Consider the following 17,993-nt stretch of genomic DNA (forward strand, 5'->3'; position numbering starts at 1 on the left):
GTGGTGGGGTCGGTGGGGGTGACCTCGTGGTACTCGTCGTCGGCGGCGTCGTCGTAGCCGTCGGCGCCATCGCCGACGACGAGCCATCCGTGCTGGTCGAGGAGGTCGGCCACGTAGGGGGCGGGCTCGTCGGCGGGGACGCCGGTGTCGATGACGGCGGCGACGCGGTTGGTGGGTTCGAGCTCCGGCGTGCCGTCCTCGTCGCAGGTGGGCGCGGCCTCGGCGATGACCACGAGGTGGGTGCCGGTGACGAGCTCGCCGGTGACGGTGTGCCATGTGCCCTCGTCGGTGATGCGGGCGATGTAGCGGGTTCCGGGCGACGAGAGGAGGATCCAGCCTTCGGCGTCGAGTTCCTTGCGCAGCGACGGCAGGTAGTCCTCCAGGGAGCCGTCGAGGTCGGGGATGTAGCACGTGTCGCCGATCTCCAGGGCGTCGGCGTCGGCGTAGCGGTCGGGAGCGTCGGAGGCGAAGAAGTCGGCCGGGGCGTCGGTCCCGTAGAAGTGAGTCATCCAGACGGGGCCGAAGCCGTCCGCCTGCGCCTTGGAATCGATCTCGAAATGCTTGATCTCGATCTGCCCGGTGTCGGGGTTGGTGCGAGTGTAAAGCCTGGCCTCCATGCCGCTCCTTCGTGGGCGTTTCCGCTGGTCAGCGGGGTTTCGGGTGGTGCGGACGACCAGACTTGCAGAGTCGCTGCGGATCCGCAACGACTTCTGAGGGGAAGATCCACAAAACCCCCGGGAACGTCTCAGAGGGACGCAGAATGCACGGATCACCGACTCACCCACAGACCCCCGAAACCGTCGAAACGCTGTCAGCGACGAGCACAGACGCGCACACGATCACCCACGGGGGGACGCGCTCCCCACCGGGGCGCACTCCCCGGATGCGCTCGCCGAATCGCTAGCGATCAACGCTGCGGGAGCCGGTATCGGGTGCGCTTCCCCGCGCCCTCGCTGACCACTGAGCCCTCTGCGGTGAGCGCAGCCAACGCCCTGCCGATGATGGCAGCAGAGGCTTGCACGCTGAACCGGATTTCCCGAACCCCCATAGGCAGGCCCCCTTGGCCCGCCAGCACACGCACGATGTCGTCCCTCACCCGCTCCAGCTCGGAACGGGCACCCAAGGCGATGTTGGGACGCTTCACGAGCCGGTACCGAGTATTGCGCCCCCGACCCTCCCGCATGAGCAAACCTTCAGCTACCAGCTTGCTCAGAGCACGCCCCAAGGTCGCGTGAGGTCGGCACAACGCGGAGCAGCTCCCCGGCCGCCGTCGACGCCTCTCCCCTGCCCCTCATCGCCTCGAGGACGGCTTCCTTCACATCGTCGAGCTGGGCGCGGCCCGCGAGCCGCATACGCCTCGGCTCTGCCTCGAACAGCGGATGCACCCACAGCCATGCCGGCCCGTGCGTCGGCTTCTCGATCTCCAGCTTGGCCACGATCTGCATCAGCAGAGCGCGCCGATCCAGCACCCCCAACGTTCGCCACTCCTCGACCAGCCCTCGCATGACAGGGACAGCGTCACGCGCTGCCATCTTCGGCTCCTCATCCGCCTCTTCCCCGGGTTCCAAGGCATCCTGCAGCCGATCCCGCTCGGCCAGCAGCTCGTCGCGGACGCGAATGTAAGAGTCCTCGGGCAGCAAGCCTCTGGCGAACTGCATCGTCTGCCGATCCAGGTCCGTGGTGACGCGCGCCAGCTCCTTTCTGAGCCACTCCAGGTTGCTGTCCAACCGCACAGGCTGGGGCGCAACCTCGCACGTCTCCGCCGCAGTCTCGATCTCCGGCGCCCAGGCCGCGAGCACCTGCAGCAGCGCGTCCTCCACAGCTTGCATCGAAGCGAACCGCGACCCGCAGATCTCGTCATCGTGCCGGGCACGCGAACCGCAGATGAAGCCCTTCTGCTGGCGGATCAGGTGCATCCCGCCGCCGCAGTGCCAGCAGCCTATGAACCCGGTGAACTGGTGCATGGAGTGAGACGGCCGCGTCACCTTGGCGTTTCTCAGCTTGAGGAACCGCTTCCACAACTCGTCGCTGATGACGGGCTCGTGCGCTCCGGGCCGAAACACCCTCCGCTGGCAGCGAGACGCGCGATGGCATCTGCACTCCGGATCATGGATGCGCAGCAGCCCTGCGGCGAACCCCAGGTCCATGAGCTGACGGACCGTCTCGGCAGACCACGGTAAGCCGCCCTCCGTGGTGAAGCCGCGCCGGTTGAGCCTCCTGGCCAGCAGGGCGTAATTCTGGTCGCCCACATACGTCTCGTAACATCCAGCAAGCATCTGCGCCGCACCGGATTTCGTGTCGGGCTCATAGCGTTCCTCGCCGTCCGAGGGATCCCGCAACGTCCTCTTCGGATCAAGAGGATGAGGTTGCCGGCCGCGACGCACATACCCGAAGTACTCACCGCCGATCGGCGGCAGACCGCGTGCCAGCCGGTTCTGATACGCCTCCGCCCACTGCTCACCCGCCCTGTCACTCTCGAAGGCGGCAAGCTCCATCAGCATGCCACGAGTGAACTTGCCGACCGCGGTGGTGGCGTCCACCTCTTCCGTGGCCGACACCAGTTCCCCACCCGCCGTCTCCAGACGAGCGAGGTTGAGCTGGTTGCCCATCCGGTTACGGCCGAACCGGGAGTACTTCCACACGAGGATCGCCTTGGCCGCGCCCTTCTCCACCTGAGAGATGGCCGCCATGATCGTCCGTTGGAAGTTCCTCCCGGAAACGTCGAGATCTTCGATCCAGCCGCCGTGCGGCCAGGCGCCCGGCGGGATGTAGTAACCCCGCCGGGCCGCTAACGCCTCAATGGCGTCACGCTGGATGGCCGGCGAGATCTTCTCTTCCAGCATCATCGACACTCTCACGTACGCGATGGCTGGGATCAACGTGGCGCGGTCCTCGATCACGCTTCGGAGTTATAGCAACGACAAGGGTGGGGACCAGCACCAGGGTCAGGATCGTGGAGGAGATCAGGCCGCCGATCACCACGATCGCCAGCGGCTGGGAGATGAACCCGCCGTGCCCGGTCACGCCCAGCGCCATCGGCGTCAGCGCGCAGATCGTGGCGATCGCCGTCATCAGGATCGGCCGCAGCCGTTGCCGGCCGCCCTCGATCACCGCCTCGATCACGCCCATGCCCTGGTCGCGGTACTGGTTGATGAGGTCGATCAGCACGATCGCGTTCGTCACCACGATGCCGATCAGCATCAGCATGCCGATCAGCGCCGGCACGCCCAGCGCGGTGTCGGTGAGCACCAGCAGCCCGATCGCGCCGGTCGCCGCGAACGGGATCGACACCAGCAGGGTCACCGGCTGCACGAGGCTGTGGAAGGTCGCCACCATGATGAGGAACACGATCGCGATCGCCGCCAGCATCGCCAGGCCGAGGTCCGCGAACGCCTCCTCCTGGTCGGCCGACACACCGCCGATCTCGTAGGAGGCGCCGGCGCCCAGCGACAGCGCGTCCAGCTTCTCGCGCAGCTGCTGCGTCACCGCGCCCAGGTCGGCGGCGTCCGCCTTGGCCGACACCGTCGCCGAACGCTCACCGTCGATCCGCGTCACCTGCGTCGGGCCGTCCACCTGGCGCACGTCCGCCACCGACGACAGCGTCACCAGACCGCCGGCCGTGGGCAGCTTCATGTCCTCGATCGCCTCGAGGTCGTCCGGCGCGTCCGCGCCGCGCAGCACCAGATCGCTCGACCGGCCGTCCAGCGTCATCTGGCCCAGCGGGGCGCCGCGGAAGGCCTGCGCGACCGCCTGGCCGACCTGCGCCTCCGACAGCCCGCGCGCGGCGGCCTTCTGCCGATCGACCACGACCTCCACGCGCGGCGCGCTGGTCTCCAGGTTGGACGACAGGTCGCGCAGCTCCGGCACGTCGCGCATCGCGGACTCGACCGCGTCGGTGGCCTCGCGCAGCGCCTCGGTCTCCGGCGCCTGCACGATCACGTCGATGGTGTCCGCGGCGAACCCGGCGCCGCCGGCCCCGCCCACGGTCACCTCGCCGGCCCCGGACAGGTCCCCGACCCGTTCGCGCAGCTCCTGCTCGGCCTGGACGGCGTCGGCGTCCGCCTTGAGGGTCACCGAGAACGACGCCCGGTCGGAGCTGCCGCCGCCCCCGCCCTGCAGGGCGTTGCCGCCGCCGACGTTCACCTGGTACGTCTCGACGCTGTCCAGGTCGGCCAGCACGTCCTCGACCTTCTTGGCGGCCTTGTCGGTGGTCTCCAGATCGGTGCCGACCGGCATGCGCTGCGTCAGCGACAGCGTGTTCTGCCCGGCGGCGTCCAGGAAGTTGGTCTGCAGGCTGCCCGCGATGCCCATCGTGGCGACGAACACCGCCACCCCGATCAGCACCGTCACCAGCTTGAACCGCGTGGCGAACCGCAGCACCGGCAGGTACGCCCGCTGCAGCGGCGAGCGCCGTTCCTTGGCCTCGGCCTCCTCGCGCCGGCGCCGCGCCTCCTCCGGCGTCAGCACCGGCGCCTTCAGGAACCAGAACGCCAGCACCGGCACCACCGTCAGCGACACCACCAGCGAGGCCAGCAGCGCCACCGTCACCGTGATGGCGAACGGGCTGAACAGCTCGCCCACCATGCCGCCCACCAGCGCGATCGGCAGGAACACCGCCACCGTCGTCAGCGTCGACGCGGTCACCGCGCCCGACACCTCCCGCACGGCGGTCAGGATCGCCTGCATCTTGGCCTCGCCGTATTCCAGATGCCGTTTGATGTTCTCCAGCACCACGATCGAGTCGTCCACGACGCGGCCCACGGCGATCGTCAGCGCGCCCAGCGTCAACATGTTGAGCGAGTAGTCGCCCGCCCACAGCACGATCAGCGCGATCACCACCGACAGGGGGATCGACACCGCCGTCACCAGCGTCGACCGCACCGACAGCAGGAACACCAGGATGACCAGGACCGCGAACACCAGGCCCAGCACGCCCTCGGTGGTCAGGCTCTCGATCGACTGCTCCACGTACGGCGCCTGGTCGAACACCACCGACACCGCCGTGTCCGAGGAGTCGCCCAGCGTCTTGGTCAGGTCGGGCAGCTTCTCGCGGATCTCGTGCGAGATCGCCACCGCGTTGCCGTCGGGCACCATCGTCACCGACACGCCGAGGCTCGTCGTGCCGTCCGTACGGGTGATCGTCGTCGGATCGGCCAGCCCGCGGGTGATCGTCGCGACGTCACCCAGCTTGACCGGCTTCGGGGCCCGCGGCGCGGCCTGCCCCGGCACGGGCTGACCCGGCTGACCCGGCTGGCCTGCCTGCGCCTGACCGGCCTGAGGCTGGCCCGGCTGGCCGGTCTGCGGGCGGGCCTGCTGCGGCACGGCCGCCTGCGGGGCGGGCGTCAGGTACAGGTTCTTCAGCTTGCTCAGGGTGTCGACCCGCGCGCCGACCTGCACCGTCAGCGACTTCTCGGCCGAGATCAGCGTGCCCGCCGGCACCGGCGTGCCGTTGGCCCGCAGCACCTCCGGGATCTGCGCCGCCGACACCCCCGCCAGCGCCATCTTCCCCGCGTCCGGCTCGATCGTGACGACCTCGTCGCGGGTGCCCGTGACCGACGCCTCCCGCACGCCCTCCACGCTCTGCAGCTCCGGCACCACGATCTGGCGCAGCTTGTCGGCCATGGCCCGCTCGTCGCCGCCGTCGCCCACCGCCAGCACCATCACCGGGAGGTCGTCGGTGCTGCCCGCCACCACCTGCGGGTCGACCCCGTCCGGCAGCTGCAGCCGGCCGACGGCCTGCTGCATCTCGTTCAGCGCGGCGTCGATGTCGGTGCCGTACTCGAAGGCCACCTGGATCTGAGCCATGCCCTCACGCGAGGTCGAGGTCATCTGCTCCATGCCGTCGAGACCCTGGAAGGAGTCCTCGATAGGCTCGGTGACCTGCTCCTCCACGATCTCGGGCGAGGCCCCGAGATACGGGGCGATCACGAAAGCGCCGGGAAACGACAACGACGGCAGCAACTGCTGCTTCAGCTGCGGGATCGTGAACGCGCCGAACGCGCTGAGCACCACCGCCAACAAGATCACAAGGCTGCGGTTGACCAGGCTCAACCGGGCAAGTGCGGTCATAGGCCCCCTCCAAGGTTCGCCCAAGACTAACACTTCGCCTAATACGAATATTTAGACGCCTCAAGACATCCTGATAACCTTCTCAGGAAGCGAGAGGTGAGCGTGAACGACGAACGCGAAGACCTGATCCGCCGGATCACCGAGACCCAGCGGGATCTGGGGCGGCTGCTGGCCCGGCACCCGTCTCCCCTGTTCCGCTCCCACCTCACCATGAGGCAGCTCAAGGTCCTCATGATCCTGGCGGTGAACGGCTCCGCCTCCGGACAGGACCTCGCCCACGGGCTCGGCGTGGGGCTCGGCACCGTCACCGGCATCGTCGACCGCCTGGTCACCCAGGGCCTCGTCCGCCGGCACGAGGACCCGCACGACCGCCGCGTGCGCCGCGTCGAGCTCACGCCGGACGGCGTCGCCCTCATGGAGGAGATCAACGACACCGGCATCGAGCACTACCGCCGCATCATGGACCACCTCGACACCGAGACCCTGCGCGCCCTCGACCACGTCACCCGCACCGTGCGGGCCGTGGCCGAGGACCTCGCCCAGGCGGATTCCCCCTCGCTGAAGGGTTCCTGAACACCGGGACGATGATCATCGTCCCGGTCCGGCGCCTTTACATTGTAGATTTATTAACCGAGGCGGGACAGCACCGGCGGCAGCTCGCCCTCGTGGACCACCGTCAGCCGCCGCGTCGCCCGCGTCACCGCCACGTACAGGTCACGGCCGCCCTGCGCCGACTGGGCCAGGATGCCCGCCGGGTCCACCACCACGACCGCGTCGAACTCCAGCCCCTTGGCCTGCGTCACCGTCAGCACCACCACCGGCGCGTCCAGGTCGCCGTCCGGGAACAGCCGGGCCACCTCCGCGCGGCGCGCGTCCGGCGTCACCACCCCGAGCCGGCCCTCGCCGATCTCCGCCAGCTCCCGCGCCACCAGCTCCGGCAGCCCGGACACCGGCAGGCGCACCGCCCGCGGCTCCGCCTCGCCGTCGCGCACCGACACCGGGGGCTCCTGCTCCGGCGCGAACGCGCGCAGCACGTCGGCCGCCACCCGCATGATCTCCGCCGGGGTGCGGTAGTTGACCAGCAGCCGCTCCTCCCGCCAGCGCCCCTCCAGGTACGGGTCCAGCACCTCCCCCCACGAGCGCGCGCCCGCCGCCGAGCCCGTCTGCGCCAGGTCGCCCACCACGGTCAGCGACTTGGCCGGCACCCGGCGCATCACCATCCGCCACGCCATCGGCGACAACTCCTGCGCCTCGTCCACGATCACGTGCCCGTACGCCCACGTGCGGTCGGCCGCCGCCGGTCGGCCGTGGTCAGCCCGGCGCCGTCGTCGGCGTGCCGATCGGCCAGCACGTCGGCCCGTTCGAAGACGCCCTGCTCGGCCACGCCCGTCGAGGTCAGCACCTCACGCGCGTACAGCTCCCGCTCGGCCTGCTCCTCCCCCGCCAGCCGGGCGGCCACCCGGCGCGCCGAGTCGTCCTCGCCGAGCAGCTCGGCCGCCTCGTCCAGCAGCGGCACGTCGCCCACCGTCCAGGGGGCGTCCACCGGGCGCACCAGCTCACGCCAGGCCAGCCCCGGCGGCGCCACCGCGGCGAGCGTCCGCGGCGAGGCCAGCAGTTCCGAGACCAGCCGCTGCGGCGTCAGCTCCGGCCACAACCCGTCGACCGCGCGCCGCACCTCCGGCTCCTCCCACAGCCGCCGCGAGGCCAGCTCGATGTCCAGATCGTCGAGGTCGCCCTCCAGGTCGAGCGGCTCGGTCAGCTCGGGGTCGTCCACCTCCAGCTCCTCGATGTGCAGCGACTCCTCCAGCGCCCGCGCCTCGGCCCTGGCCAGCTCCTTGAGGATCTCGGTGACGTACAGCTTGCGGGCCATGTTGTGCGGCAGCCGCACCGCCCGCGCCCGCTCGCGCAGCCGCGCGCACGTCTCGTGCGGCACCCGCAGCCGCAGCCCGTCCAGCTCCACGACGAGCTCGCCGTCGGGCACCCGCTGGCGCTCCCGCACCGCCCCGGCGACCACCTCGGACATCCGCGGGTCGCCCTTGACCATCGCCGCGGCCGGGGCGTCCTCCGCCACCGCCCGCACCCCCGGGAACATCTCGCCCACCGTGGTCATCACCACCTGCGTCTCGCCCAGCGCCGGCAGCACCTGGCCGATGTAGCGCAGGAACATCGCGTTGGGCCCCACCACCAGCACGCCGCGCCGCTCCAGCGTGTCGCGGTGGGTGTAGAGCAGGTACGCCGCCCGGTGCAGCGCCGCCACCGTCTTGCCGGTGCCCGGCCCGCCCTGCACCACCAGCGCGCCCTGCAGCGAGGAGCGGATCACCCGGTCCTGCTCGGTCTGGATGGTGGCCACCACGTCGCCCATCCGCCCCGTACGGCCCCGGCGCAGCGCCGCCAGCAGCGCGGCCTCGCCCACCAGCGAGCGCCGGTCGCCCTCGCTCATCCCGTCGAGGTCGAACACCTCGTCGTCGATGCCGACCACGCGCCGGTCCTTCAGGTGCAGATGGCGGCGGCGCACCAGCCCGCCCGGGTCGGTCGCCGTGGCCACGTAGAACGGCCGCGCCGCCGGCGCCCGCCAGTCGATCAGCACCGACTCGTGGTGCTCGTCGCGCAGCCCGATCCGGCCGATGTAGACGCTCGGCCCGGAGGCGTGGTCGATGCGGCCGAAGCACAGCCCCCGCTCGACCGCGTTGAGCTGCGCCAGCCGCCGCGCCTGCTCGCCCGCCGACACCTCGCGCTCGACCCGCGCCTGGCGGCTCGCCACCGTGGCCCCGCCGGCGTAGACCTGGCGCAGGGAGCGCTCGGCCCGCTCCCGCGCGGCGTCGAGCAGGTCGTAGAGCGACGACACGGTGCGCTGCTCGCTGTCAAGGGCTTCCGCGAGACCATCTTGCCGATTAGCCATTCCGTGGTATACTCCTAACGAGGAGGTCTGTGAAGGCCGCCTCACGATGAGGGCGTTCGAGAGTACTCCCCTCCTGCCCTCGCGCGCAAACCCCCGCGTCAGGACCGCCAGGTCAGGAATCCGGCGTCAGTTCACGTCATCGGGCGGCGGGGCGGTCGAGCGGCGGGGCACCAGCGCCGGCGTCACCAAGAATCGCACCGCGGTCGTCCTGCCCTCCACGCGTTCCAGCAGCAGCCGGCCCGCCGTGCGGCCCATCACGGCGCCGTCCTGGTCGACGCTGGTGAGCGAGATCTGCGACAACGCCGCGAGACGCGTGTTGTCGTAGCCGGCCGGCGACACGTCCGCTGGCACCGCGAGGCCCGCCTCGTGCAGCGCCCTCAGCGCGCCGAACGCCGCCTGGTCGGCGCCCGCGAAGATCGCGGTCGGGCACGGCGACCGGGCCGGCAGCTCACGCGCCCCCTCGTGGCCGCCCTCCTCGCTGCAGGAGGTCATCGCCACCGCGACCTCTTCCTCCAGGCCGTGCTCGCGCATCACCCGCGCGTACGTGGCCGCCCTGATCTCGCGCCCCACGGCGCGCCGGCCGATGTGCGCGACGCGGCGGTGACCGAGGCCGATCAGATGACGCACCACGAGCTCGGCGCCGACCTCGTCGTCGTCGAGCACCGTGTCGTAACGCGCCGACTTCTCGTGCAGGCCCAGCACCACCGACGGGACCTGGCCCGCCACCTCCTCCAGCCGGGCCCGCGCCACCCGCGGCGCCACCATGAGCAGGCCATCGACCTGCCGGTCCACCAGCGCGTCGATCGCCCGCGACTCGGCCTTGGCGTCCGGCCCGCCGGTCACGATGATCGCCTGGTAATCGGTGGCGGCGAGCTGCTCGTACAGGCCGTCGAGGATGTCGGGGAAGAACGGGTTGCGCAGGTCGGGGAGCAACACCCCGATCGTGTACGTGCGCCCGCGCATCCCGCGGGCCGCCGCGCGCGGCCGGTAGCCGAGCTCGTCGATCGCCGCCCTGACCCGGTCGCGCGTCGCGGGGCTGACGCCGTAGGCGCTGCGCAACACCTTCGACACCGCCGTGGTGGAGACCCCCGCCTGGCGCGCCACGTCGGCGATCGTCACGCGCCGCCGCTGCCGCGTGCTCATCGCCCCTGCCTCTCCGGGAGAACGCGCTCGGACCGGCGCGAACGCGTGGGTAACGTTACCCAAATCGGCATGGCAGAACACCGCACAAGGGCTGGATCACGGTTGGGAATCGTTCCCCATTCCTAGCCTTGACGGGTCAGTACGGCAACACTTACGTTAACTAGCACCGGGGGCTCTTAAAACGTTTCAACCGGACCCGGAGGGGTGTCGTGAAGACCTCTCATCGCATGCTCGCGGCGGCGCTGGCCGTCGCCACGACCACCGCCCTGACCTCCTGCGGATCCGGCTCCGAGCCGGCCGCGGACGGCACCACGATGCTGTCCTTCCTCGTCGACAACAGCCCTGCCTCCCTCGACACGGCCAAGGCGCTGACGGACGCGTTCATGCAGGCCAACCCCGACATCACCATCGAGACGGAGACGCGGCCCGGCGGCAGCGAGGGCGACAACATCGTCAAGACCCGCCTCTCAACGGGCGACATGTCGGATGTGTTCTGGTACAACTCCGGCTCGCTCCTCCAGGCGCTCAACCCCGCCCAGACCCTGGTCGACCTCACCGGCGACCCCGTGCTCGCCAACGTGCAGGAGGACTTCCTGACCGTCGTCTCCCAGGGCGGCAAGGCGTACGGCGTCCCGGCCGGCAGCGCCATGGGCGGCGGCATCCTCTACAACCGCAAGGTCTACGAGCAGCTCGGCCTGCAACCGCCCAAGACCTGGGCGGAGTTCATGGCCAACAACGACAAGATCAAGGCGGCCGGGATCGCCCCCGTCATCGCCACGTTCAGGGAGACCTGGACCTCGCAGCTGTTCGTGCTCGGCGACTTCTACAACGTCCAGGCCGCAGCGCCGACCTTCGCCCAGGACTACACCGCGAACAAGGCCAAGTTCGCCACCACGCCCGCGGCCAGGGCCGGGTTCGAGCACCTCGCCGAGGTGCACGCCAAGGGCCACCTGAACGAGGGCTTCGGCTCGGCCACCGTCGACCAGGGCATGAAACTGCTGGTCGAGGGGAAGGGCGCGCACTACCCGATGCTCAGCGCCCAGCTGCCGCCGATGGTGAGCGAGACGCCGCAGGCTGCCACCGACATCGGCTTCTTCGGCATCCCCGGCACCGACGCGGCCAAGCGCGGCGCGACGATCTGGGAGCCGGGGGCGCTCTACATCCCCAAGAACACCGAGAACCTGGAGGCCGCCAAGAAGTTCCTGGCCTTCGTCGCCACCCCGGCCGCCGCCGACGCCATCACCAAGGTCGTCCAGCCGGCGGGGCCGTACCGGATCAAGGGCGCCACGCTGCCCGATGACGCCATCCAGGCCGCCAAGGACCTGCAGGCCTACATCGATGACGGCGCCACCGCGCCCGCCCTGGAGTTCCTCTCCCCCGTCAAGGGGCCGTCGCTGGAGCAGATCACCGTCGCCGTCGGCTCGGGCCTGACGCCGCCCGCCGAGGCCGCCGCCCAGTACGACCAGGACGTCGAGAAGCAGGCCAGGCAGCTGGGGCTCGCGGGGTGGTGACCCGGCAGGACGCCGGGCCCCGCACGGGGCCCGGCCGCGCACCCGATCGCCGGCGCGACCGCACCGCGCGCGGACGGCAGCGCTCGGCCTACCCGTACGTCCTGTACCTGCCGGCCGCGATCGTCTACGTGGTGATCTTCGCCGTGCCGACGGTGATGGCGTTCTACTTCGCCCTGACCCGCTGGACGTTGTTCGACAGCGAGTTCGTCGGCCTGCAGAACTTCCGCGACTTCTTCGCCGAGCAGAACCTGCGCATCGGCTTCACCAACACCCTCATCTACGCGGTCGTCACCAGCGGCCTGAAGGTGGTGCTGGGGCTGCTGCTCGGCGTGCTGCTCACCTCGAGGCTGCGGCTGCGCGGGTTCCTGCGCTCGGTCGTCTTCTTCCCCGTGCTGGTCTCCACCGTGGCGGTCGGCTTCACCTTCACCGCGCTGCTGCGGCCCGACACGGGGCTGGTCAACCGGGCGCTCGCGCTGGTCGGCGTCGACGGGCCCGACTGGCTCGGCGACGCCACCACCGCGCTGCTGTCGGTGGCCATCGTGGACGTGTGGAAGGGCGTCGGCATCGCCACCGTGATCTACATCGCCGGCATCCTGTCCATCCCACAGGAGTACTACCAGGCCGTCGCCGTCGACGGGGGCGGCGCCTGGCACCGCTTCCGGCACGTGACCATGCCGCTGAGCTGGCCGGCCACCTACTCGGTGATCATCCTGTCGTTCATCGGCGGCCTGCGGTCGTTCGACCTCATCTGGACGATGACCCGCGGCGGGCCCGGCTTCACCAGCGACACCATCGCCTCGATCATCTACAAGCAGTACCAGGCCGGCTTCTTCGGGCTGTCCACCGCCGGCAACGTCATCCTGTTCGTCGTCGTCACGGCCATCGTCGTCCCGCTCAACTGGTTCCTCGGCAGGAGGCAGGCAACGCCATGAGAGCCTTGCGCAGGACCGGCGGCGAGCTGGTCGCCCTCGTCGTGGCCACCGTGGTCTTCCTGGTGCCGTTCTCGTTCATGCTGCTGACCGCGGTCAAGGACGAGTCGCAGGCGCAGGACCTCGACTTCGCCTGGCCGACCAGCTGGCCGATCGTGGAGAACTTCACGGCCGTCATCCAGGCGCGCGACTACGTGCTGCTGCGCGCGTACGTCAACTCCACGATCCTCACCGTCGGCTCGGTCGCGCTGATCGTCGTCTTCGGCGCCATGGCCGCGTTCGTGCTGCAGCGGCGCGCCGGCCGGGTCGGGACGCTGGCCGACTTCCTGGTGCTGTCGGGTCTGATCATCCCGCCGGCGATCGTGCCCACGATCTGGCTGCTGCAGGCGCTCGGCCTGTTCAAGACCATGCCGGGGCTGATCCTGGTCGAGGTGGCCTTCAACCTGTCGTACGCGGTGCTGCTGTTCCGGGCGTTCATCGCGGCCATCCCGCGCGAGCTGGACGAGGCCGCCATGATCGACGGGTGCAGCGGGCTGCGGCTGTTCTTCCGGGTGATCTTCCCGCTGCTGCGGCCGGTCACCATCACCGTCATCCTGACCAGCTCGGTCACCGTCTTCAACGACTTCGTCAACCCGCTGTACTTCCTGCCCGGCGACGACAACGCCACCGTGCAGGTCACCCTCTACAACTTCCAGAGCCAGTACAGCACCCAGTGGAACCTGCTGTTCATGGACATCGTCCTGATCACGATCCCGCCGCTGGTGCTGTTCGTCTTCTTCAACCGCAAGATCGTCGCCGGCATGACCGCCGGAGCAATCAAGGGATGACATGACGCTTCTCACCGTCGAACCGGTCACCTTCGAACACCACCGCGACGCGCTCGGCATCGGCGAACCCGAGCCGCGGCTGTCATGGGTCGTCAGCGCCGGCCCGCCCGGCTGGCGGCAGGCCGCCTACGAGATCGAGCTCAGCGACGGCACCGCCACCGGGCGCGTCGAGTCCGGCGAGTCCGTGCTCGTCGCCTGGCCGGGAACGCCGCTGGCGGCGCGGGAGCGGCGCGGGGCGCGGGTGCGGGTGCACGGCGCCGACGGCTCGGTCAGCGACTGGAGCCCCTGGTCGTGGGCCGAGGCCGGCATCCTGGAGCCGTCCGGGTGGCGGGCCCGGGCCGCCGCGCCGCCGGTGGAGCTGCTCGGGCCGCCCGACGGCCCGGCGCTGCTGCTGCGGCGCGAGTTCACCCTGCGGGGCCCGGTCGTCTCCGCCCGTCTGTACGTCACCGCGCACGGCGTGCACGAGACCGAGATCAACGGCCGGGTCGTCGGCGACGAGGTGCTCGCGCCCGGCTGGACGAGCTACCACCACCGCCTGCGCTACCGCACCCACGACGTGACGGCCCTGCTGCGCGAGGGCGGCAACGCCATCGGCGCCACCCTCGCCGACGGCTGGTGGCGCGGCCGGCTCGGCTTCAACGGCGGCGTCACCGGCGTCTACGGCGACCGTACGGCGCTGATCGCGCAGCTGGAGGTCACCTACGCCGACGGCGGCACCGACGTGATCGTCACCGACGGCGACTGGCGCTGCGCCCGCGGCCCGGTCACGGCCGCGAGCCTGTACGACGGCGAGAAGCACGACGCCCGGCTGCTGCCCGCCGGCTGGTCCCAGACGGGTTTCGACGACACCGGGTGGCATCCCGCCGACGTGCTCGACCACGACCCTGCCCTGCTGGTCGCCCCCACGGGGCCGCCGGTGCGGCGGGTGGAGACGCTCGAGCCCGTGGAGGTGCTGACCGGCCCCGGCGGCGAGACCATCGTCGACTTCGGCCAGAACATCGCCGGCCGCCTGCGCATCCGCGTCCAGGGCCCCGCCGGGCGGACCGTCACGCTGCGCCACGCCGAGGTGCTCGAGGACGGCGCCCTGGCCCTGCGGCCGCTGCGCCGGGCCGACGCCCTCGACCGGTACACGCTGCGCGGCGACGCCGAGCCCGAGGAGTGGGAGCCGCGCTTCACCCTGCACGGCTTCCGCTACGCCGAGATCACCGGCTGGCCCGGCCCGTTCGACCCTGCCGACGTGCGGGCGGTCGTCTGCCACACCGACATGGCCCCCACCGGCACGTTCACCAGCTCCGACCCGCTGCTCAACCGCCTGCACGACAACGCCGTGTGGAGCATGCGCGGCAACTTCGCCGACGTGCCCACCGACTGCCCGCAGCGCGACGAGCGGCTCGGCTGGACGGGCGACATCCAGGTCTTCGCCCCCACCGCGTCCTTCCTGTACGACTGCGCCGGCCCGCTGGCGTCCTGGCTGGCCGACCTGTCGGCCGAGCAGGCCGCGTACGGCACCGTGCCGTTCTACGTGCCGTGGGTCGGCATCCTCGACCGCGACCCCGTGCCGGCCGCCGCGTGGGGCGACGCCGCGGTGATCGTGCCGTGGGTGCTCTACCAGCGTTTCGGCGACCCCGGGATCCTGCGGGCGCAGTACGCCTCCATGACCGCCTGGGTGGACGAGATCGCGGCGCTCGCCGGCGAGTCGCATCTGTGGGACACCGGTTTCCAGTTCGGTGACTGGCTCGACCCGGCCGCGCCGCCGGACCGGCCGGGCAAGGCGCGCACGGATCCGGCGCTCGTCGCCACGGCCTACCACGCCTGGACCGCGCACCTCGTCTCCGAGGCCGCGCGCGTGCTGGGCCGCGACGACGACGCCGAGCGGTACGCGGCGCTCGCCTCGGCGGTGCGGGAGGCGTTCCGGGGCGAGTTCGTCACGCCGTCGGGGCGGTTGGCCTGCGACACCCAGACCGCCTACGCCCTGGCGCTGGAGTTCGGCCTGCTGGACAAGCCGGAGCAGCGCGAGCGGGCTGGGCGCCGGCTGGCCGAGCTGGTCGCCCACGACGACCACCGCATCGGCACCGGCTTCGTCGGCACCCCGCTCGTCATGGACGCGCTGGCCGGGGCGGGCGCGTACGACACCGCCTACCGGCTGCTGCTGCAGCGCGAGTGCCCGTCGTGGCTGTACCCGGTCACCATGGGGGCGACCACCATCTGGGAACGCTGGGACAGCCTGCTGCCGGACGGCGGCGTCAACCCGGGCGAGATGACGTCGTTCAACCACTACGCGCTCGGCGCGGTCGCCGACTTCCTGCACCGCACCGTCGCCGGGCTGGCCCCGGCCGCGCCCGGCTACCGCCGGCTGCGCATCGCGCCCCGGCCCGGGGGCGACCTCACGCACGCCTCGGCCGAGCTGCGCACGCCGTACGGGACGGCGTCGGTGGCGTGGAGCCGTTCCGGGGACACCTTCACCCTCACCGCCACCGTCCCGCCGGGGACGGTGGCCGAGGTGGACCTGCCGTTCTCCGGCGGGCCCGCCACGGAGGTCGGCTCCGGCACCCACACCTTCACCGTGCCGATCTAGCCGCCGCCGGTGGGTGCTACGTTGGCGGGCCATGTCGGAGTATCTGTCTGAACTGTTCTCCCTGAGGGGCCGGCGCGCCCTGGTGACCGGGGGCAGCTCCGGCATCGGCTACGCCATGGCCGAGGCGATCGGCCGGGCCGGCGCCGGGGTCGTGCTGGTCGCCCGCCGGCCGGCCGCGCTCGACGAGGCGGTGGCCCGGCTGCGCGGGCACGGCGTCACCGCCTCGTGGATCAGCGCCGACCTCGGCGTGCGCGACGACGTCCGGCGGGTGTGCGAGACGGCCGGCGAGGTGGACATCCTGGTCAACGACGCCGGCAACAACATCCGCAAGCCGATGGCCCAGCTCACCGCCGACGACTACGAGCGCACGCTGGCGGTGAACCTGACGGCGCCGTACCTGCTGGGGCGGCACCACGGGCCCCGGATGGCGGCGCGCGGGTGGGGCCGCATCATCAACGTCGGCTCGCAGCAGTCGATCAGCGCGTTCGGCGACAGCGGCGCCTACGGCGTCGCCAAGGCGGCCGTCGCCGGGCTGACCCGGTCGCAGGCCGAGGCGTGGTCGGCCCGTGGGGTGTGCGTCAACACGATCATGCCCGGGTTCGTGCTCACGCCGCTGACCGCGCCCGCGCAGGCCGTGCCCGGCCGGGTCGAGGCGATGGCCGCCCGGCACATGACCAAGCGCAACGGCGTGCCGGAGGATTTCGCGGGCGCTGCGGTGTTCCTGGCGAGCGACGCGTCGGCGTTCGTCACCGGGCAGATGCTCTTCGTGGACGGCGGCTTCTCCGTCCACTAGCCGCGAGCCGATGCCTTTACATTGTAGATTCACTCGGGGCCGCGATTTATTGCACGTCATGTCTAGGTATCGCATGTCGGACAAAACAGAATTAACCGTATATATGCGGTCATAACGTGTCTTTATGGACGACAATCAGCTTGGGGACTTTCTTCGCGCCCACCGCGAAGCGGTACATGCTGAGGACGTCGGGCTGAGACCACTGGGCCGCCGCGGCAGACGCGGGCTGCGGCGGGTGGAGGTGGCCAGGCTGGCCTCCGTCAGCACCGACTACTACTCCCGGCTGGAGCAGGGCAGGCACCGCAACCCGTCGCGCCCCGGGCGGTCGCCTCGGTGATGGGCTGCACCCTGCACCCGGTGGAGGCCATCCGGGCACGGATACGCCAGATCGGCGGCCGCACCCTGAACCTGCGGGTGCCGGTGCCGCCGGGCGACGACGAGATCGCCCGGCTCGCCCGCGCGCTCAACGAGATGCTCTCCCGTGTGGAGCGCGCCGTCACCCAGCAGCGCCGGTTCGCCTACGACGCCGCCCACGAGCTGCGCGGGCCCATCGCCGGACTGCGGGCGATCCTGGAGGACGCGCTCGCGGAGCCCGGCGCGGGCGATCCGGTCCTGACGTACCGCAGGGCGCTGTCGTCCGCCGACCGGCTGGAGGCGATCGTCGACGACCTGCTCGTGCTCGCCCAGCTCAGGAGAGGTGACCCGGTGCCGCCCGAGCACCTGGACCTGGGCGCCCTGGCGAGCCAGGTGGCCGCGGCACGCGCGGACCCACGTCGAGCTCACCGTCGCCCACGCCGGCGGCCAGGCGGTGCTGAGCGTGACCGACGACGGGACCGGCATCGCGCCGCAGGACCGCGAGCGCGTCTTCGAGCGCTTCACCCGCCTGCCGGAGGCACGCCGCCGCGACCCCTCCGGCAGCGGGCTCGGCCTGGCGATCTCGCGGGAGATCGCCGAAGCGCACCGGGGGACGCTGCGGGTCGAGGACTCCCCTGCGGGGGCCCGGTTCGTCCTCCGGCTGCCGCGCGCCGTGGCGGCACCCTGCGGGAACGTGCGGCGGCGCAGCGAGGCGTGCTGATCCCGCTCTTCATCCGCTTCTCAGAAAGGAGGCTTACCGTGGAGCTTCGTGCTGGTTCGTGAGAAGGCGGAGACGGCGGCGCCCGTACGGGGCCGCCGGGTGTGGCGGGCGCGGGTGGCCACGGGGGTGGCCGTGCTGTTCGCGGCGGGGACCGCCTGTCCCTTATACACAT

At 71.3% G+C, this 17,993-nt stretch carries 12 protein-coding genes and 2 pseudogenes; 9 read left to right on the forward strand and 5 right to left on the reverse strand.

The window, feature by feature from the left end; all coding sequences use genetic code 11:
• From C1J01_RS33260 to C1J01_RS33275, 3 genes are all read right to left on the reverse strand, one after another.
• Positions 1–617, reverse strand: a 617-nt coding sequence (locus C1J01_RS33260) for a hypothetical protein (RefSeq protein WP_220040222.1), incomplete at its 3' end; no start/stop codon positions are given.
• Between the two features lie 576 nt (positions 618–1,193).
• Entirely contained in the window at positions 1,194–2,900 is a 1,707-nt protein-coding gene (locus C1J01_RS33270) for a recombinase family protein (protein WP_146615814.1), read from the reverse strand.
• Complete coding sequence (locus C1J01_RS33275; protein ID WP_111182937.1) at positions 2,806–6,069, reverse strand: efflux RND transporter permease subunit; 3,264 nt, start codon at positions 6,067–6,069, stop codon at positions 2,806–2,808. The genes C1J01_RS33270 and C1J01_RS33275 overlap by 95 nt, the downstream gene beginning before the upstream one ends.
• Before the next feature lie 96 nt (positions 6,070–6,165).
• On the opposite strand from C1J01_RS33275, the gene C1J01_RS33280 reads away from it, so the two are divergent.
• Positions 6,166–6,642, forward strand: coding sequence for a MarR family winged helix-turn-helix transcriptional regulator (locus C1J01_RS33280; protein ID WP_235854836.1), 477 nt, complete (start codon positions 6,166–6,168; stop codon positions 6,640–6,642).
• 53 nt (positions 6,643–6,695) lie between these two features.
• On the opposite strand, the pseudogene C1J01_RS33285 reads toward C1J01_RS33280, so the two are convergent.
• Positions 6,696–8,968, reverse strand: a pseudogene (locus tag C1J01_RS33285) (HelD family protein).
• Positions 8,969–9,094: 126 nt separating this feature from the next.
• On the reverse strand, positions 9,095–10,111 hold the full coding sequence (locus tag C1J01_RS33290; protein ID WP_111182938.1) for a LacI family DNA-binding transcriptional regulator: 1,017 nt from the start codon (positions 10,109–10,111) through the stop codon (positions 9,095–9,097).
• Positions 10,112–10,320: 209 nt separating this feature from the next.
• Between C1J01_RS33290 and C1J01_RS33295 the strand changes: the two genes are divergently transcribed.
• From C1J01_RS33295 to C1J01_RS53240, 8 genes and pseudogenes are all read left to right on the forward strand, one after another.
• Complete coding sequence (locus C1J01_RS33295; RefSeq protein WP_220040223.1) at positions 10,321–11,622, forward strand: ABC transporter substrate-binding protein; 1,302 nt, start codon at positions 10,321–10,323, stop codon at positions 11,620–11,622.
• Complete coding sequence (locus C1J01_RS33300; protein ID WP_220040224.1) at positions 11,619–12,554, forward strand: carbohydrate ABC transporter permease; 936 nt, start codon at positions 11,619–11,621, stop codon at positions 12,552–12,554. Before C1J01_RS33295 ends, C1J01_RS33300 begins: the two co-directional genes overlap by 4 nt.
• Positions 12,551–13,378 (forward strand): carbohydrate ABC transporter permease, encoded by an 828-nt coding sequence (locus tag C1J01_RS33305; RefSeq protein WP_111182940.1) that lies wholly within the window; start codon positions 12,551–12,553, stop codon positions 13,376–13,378. The genes C1J01_RS33300 and C1J01_RS33305 overlap by 4 nt, the downstream gene beginning before the upstream one ends.
• A gap of 1 nt (position 13,379) precedes the next feature.
• A complete protein-coding gene (locus tag C1J01_RS33310) occupies positions 13,380–15,953 on the forward strand; it encodes an alpha-L-rhamnosidase (protein ID WP_181449095.1) in 2,574 nt (857 codons plus the stop codon).
• 31 nt (positions 15,954–15,984) lie between these two features.
• Complete coding sequence (locus C1J01_RS33315) at positions 15,985–16,746, forward strand: SDR family NAD(P)-dependent oxidoreductase (RefSeq protein WP_111182941.1); 762 nt, start codon at positions 15,985–15,987, stop codon at positions 16,744–16,746.
• Between the two features lie 124 nt (positions 16,747–16,870).
• Entirely contained in the window at positions 16,871–17,083 is a 213-nt protein-coding gene (locus tag C1J01_RS33320; RefSeq protein ID WP_111182942.1) for a helix-turn-helix domain-containing protein, read from the forward strand.
• Positions 17,083–17,382 (forward strand): annotated as a pseudogene (locus C1J01_RS53825) (HAMP domain-containing protein); the annotation flags it as partial. The gene C1J01_RS33320 and the pseudogene C1J01_RS53825, both read left to right, overlap by 1 nt.
• 61 nt (positions 17,383–17,443) lie before the next feature.
• Positions 17,444–17,821 carry a sensor histidine kinase gene (locus tag C1J01_RS53240; RefSeq protein WP_111182943.1) on the forward strand — a complete coding sequence of 126 codons (378 nt, stop codon included), beginning with the start codon at positions 17,444–17,446 and terminating at the stop codon, positions 17,819–17,821.
• Positions 17,822–17,993 lie beyond the last annotated feature (172 nt).

The organism is Nonomuraea aridisoli (genome assembly GCF_003236395.1).
Taxonomy (GTDB): Bacteria; Actinomycetota; Actinomycetes; order Streptosporangiales; family Streptosporangiaceae; genus Nonomuraea; species Nonomuraea aridisoli.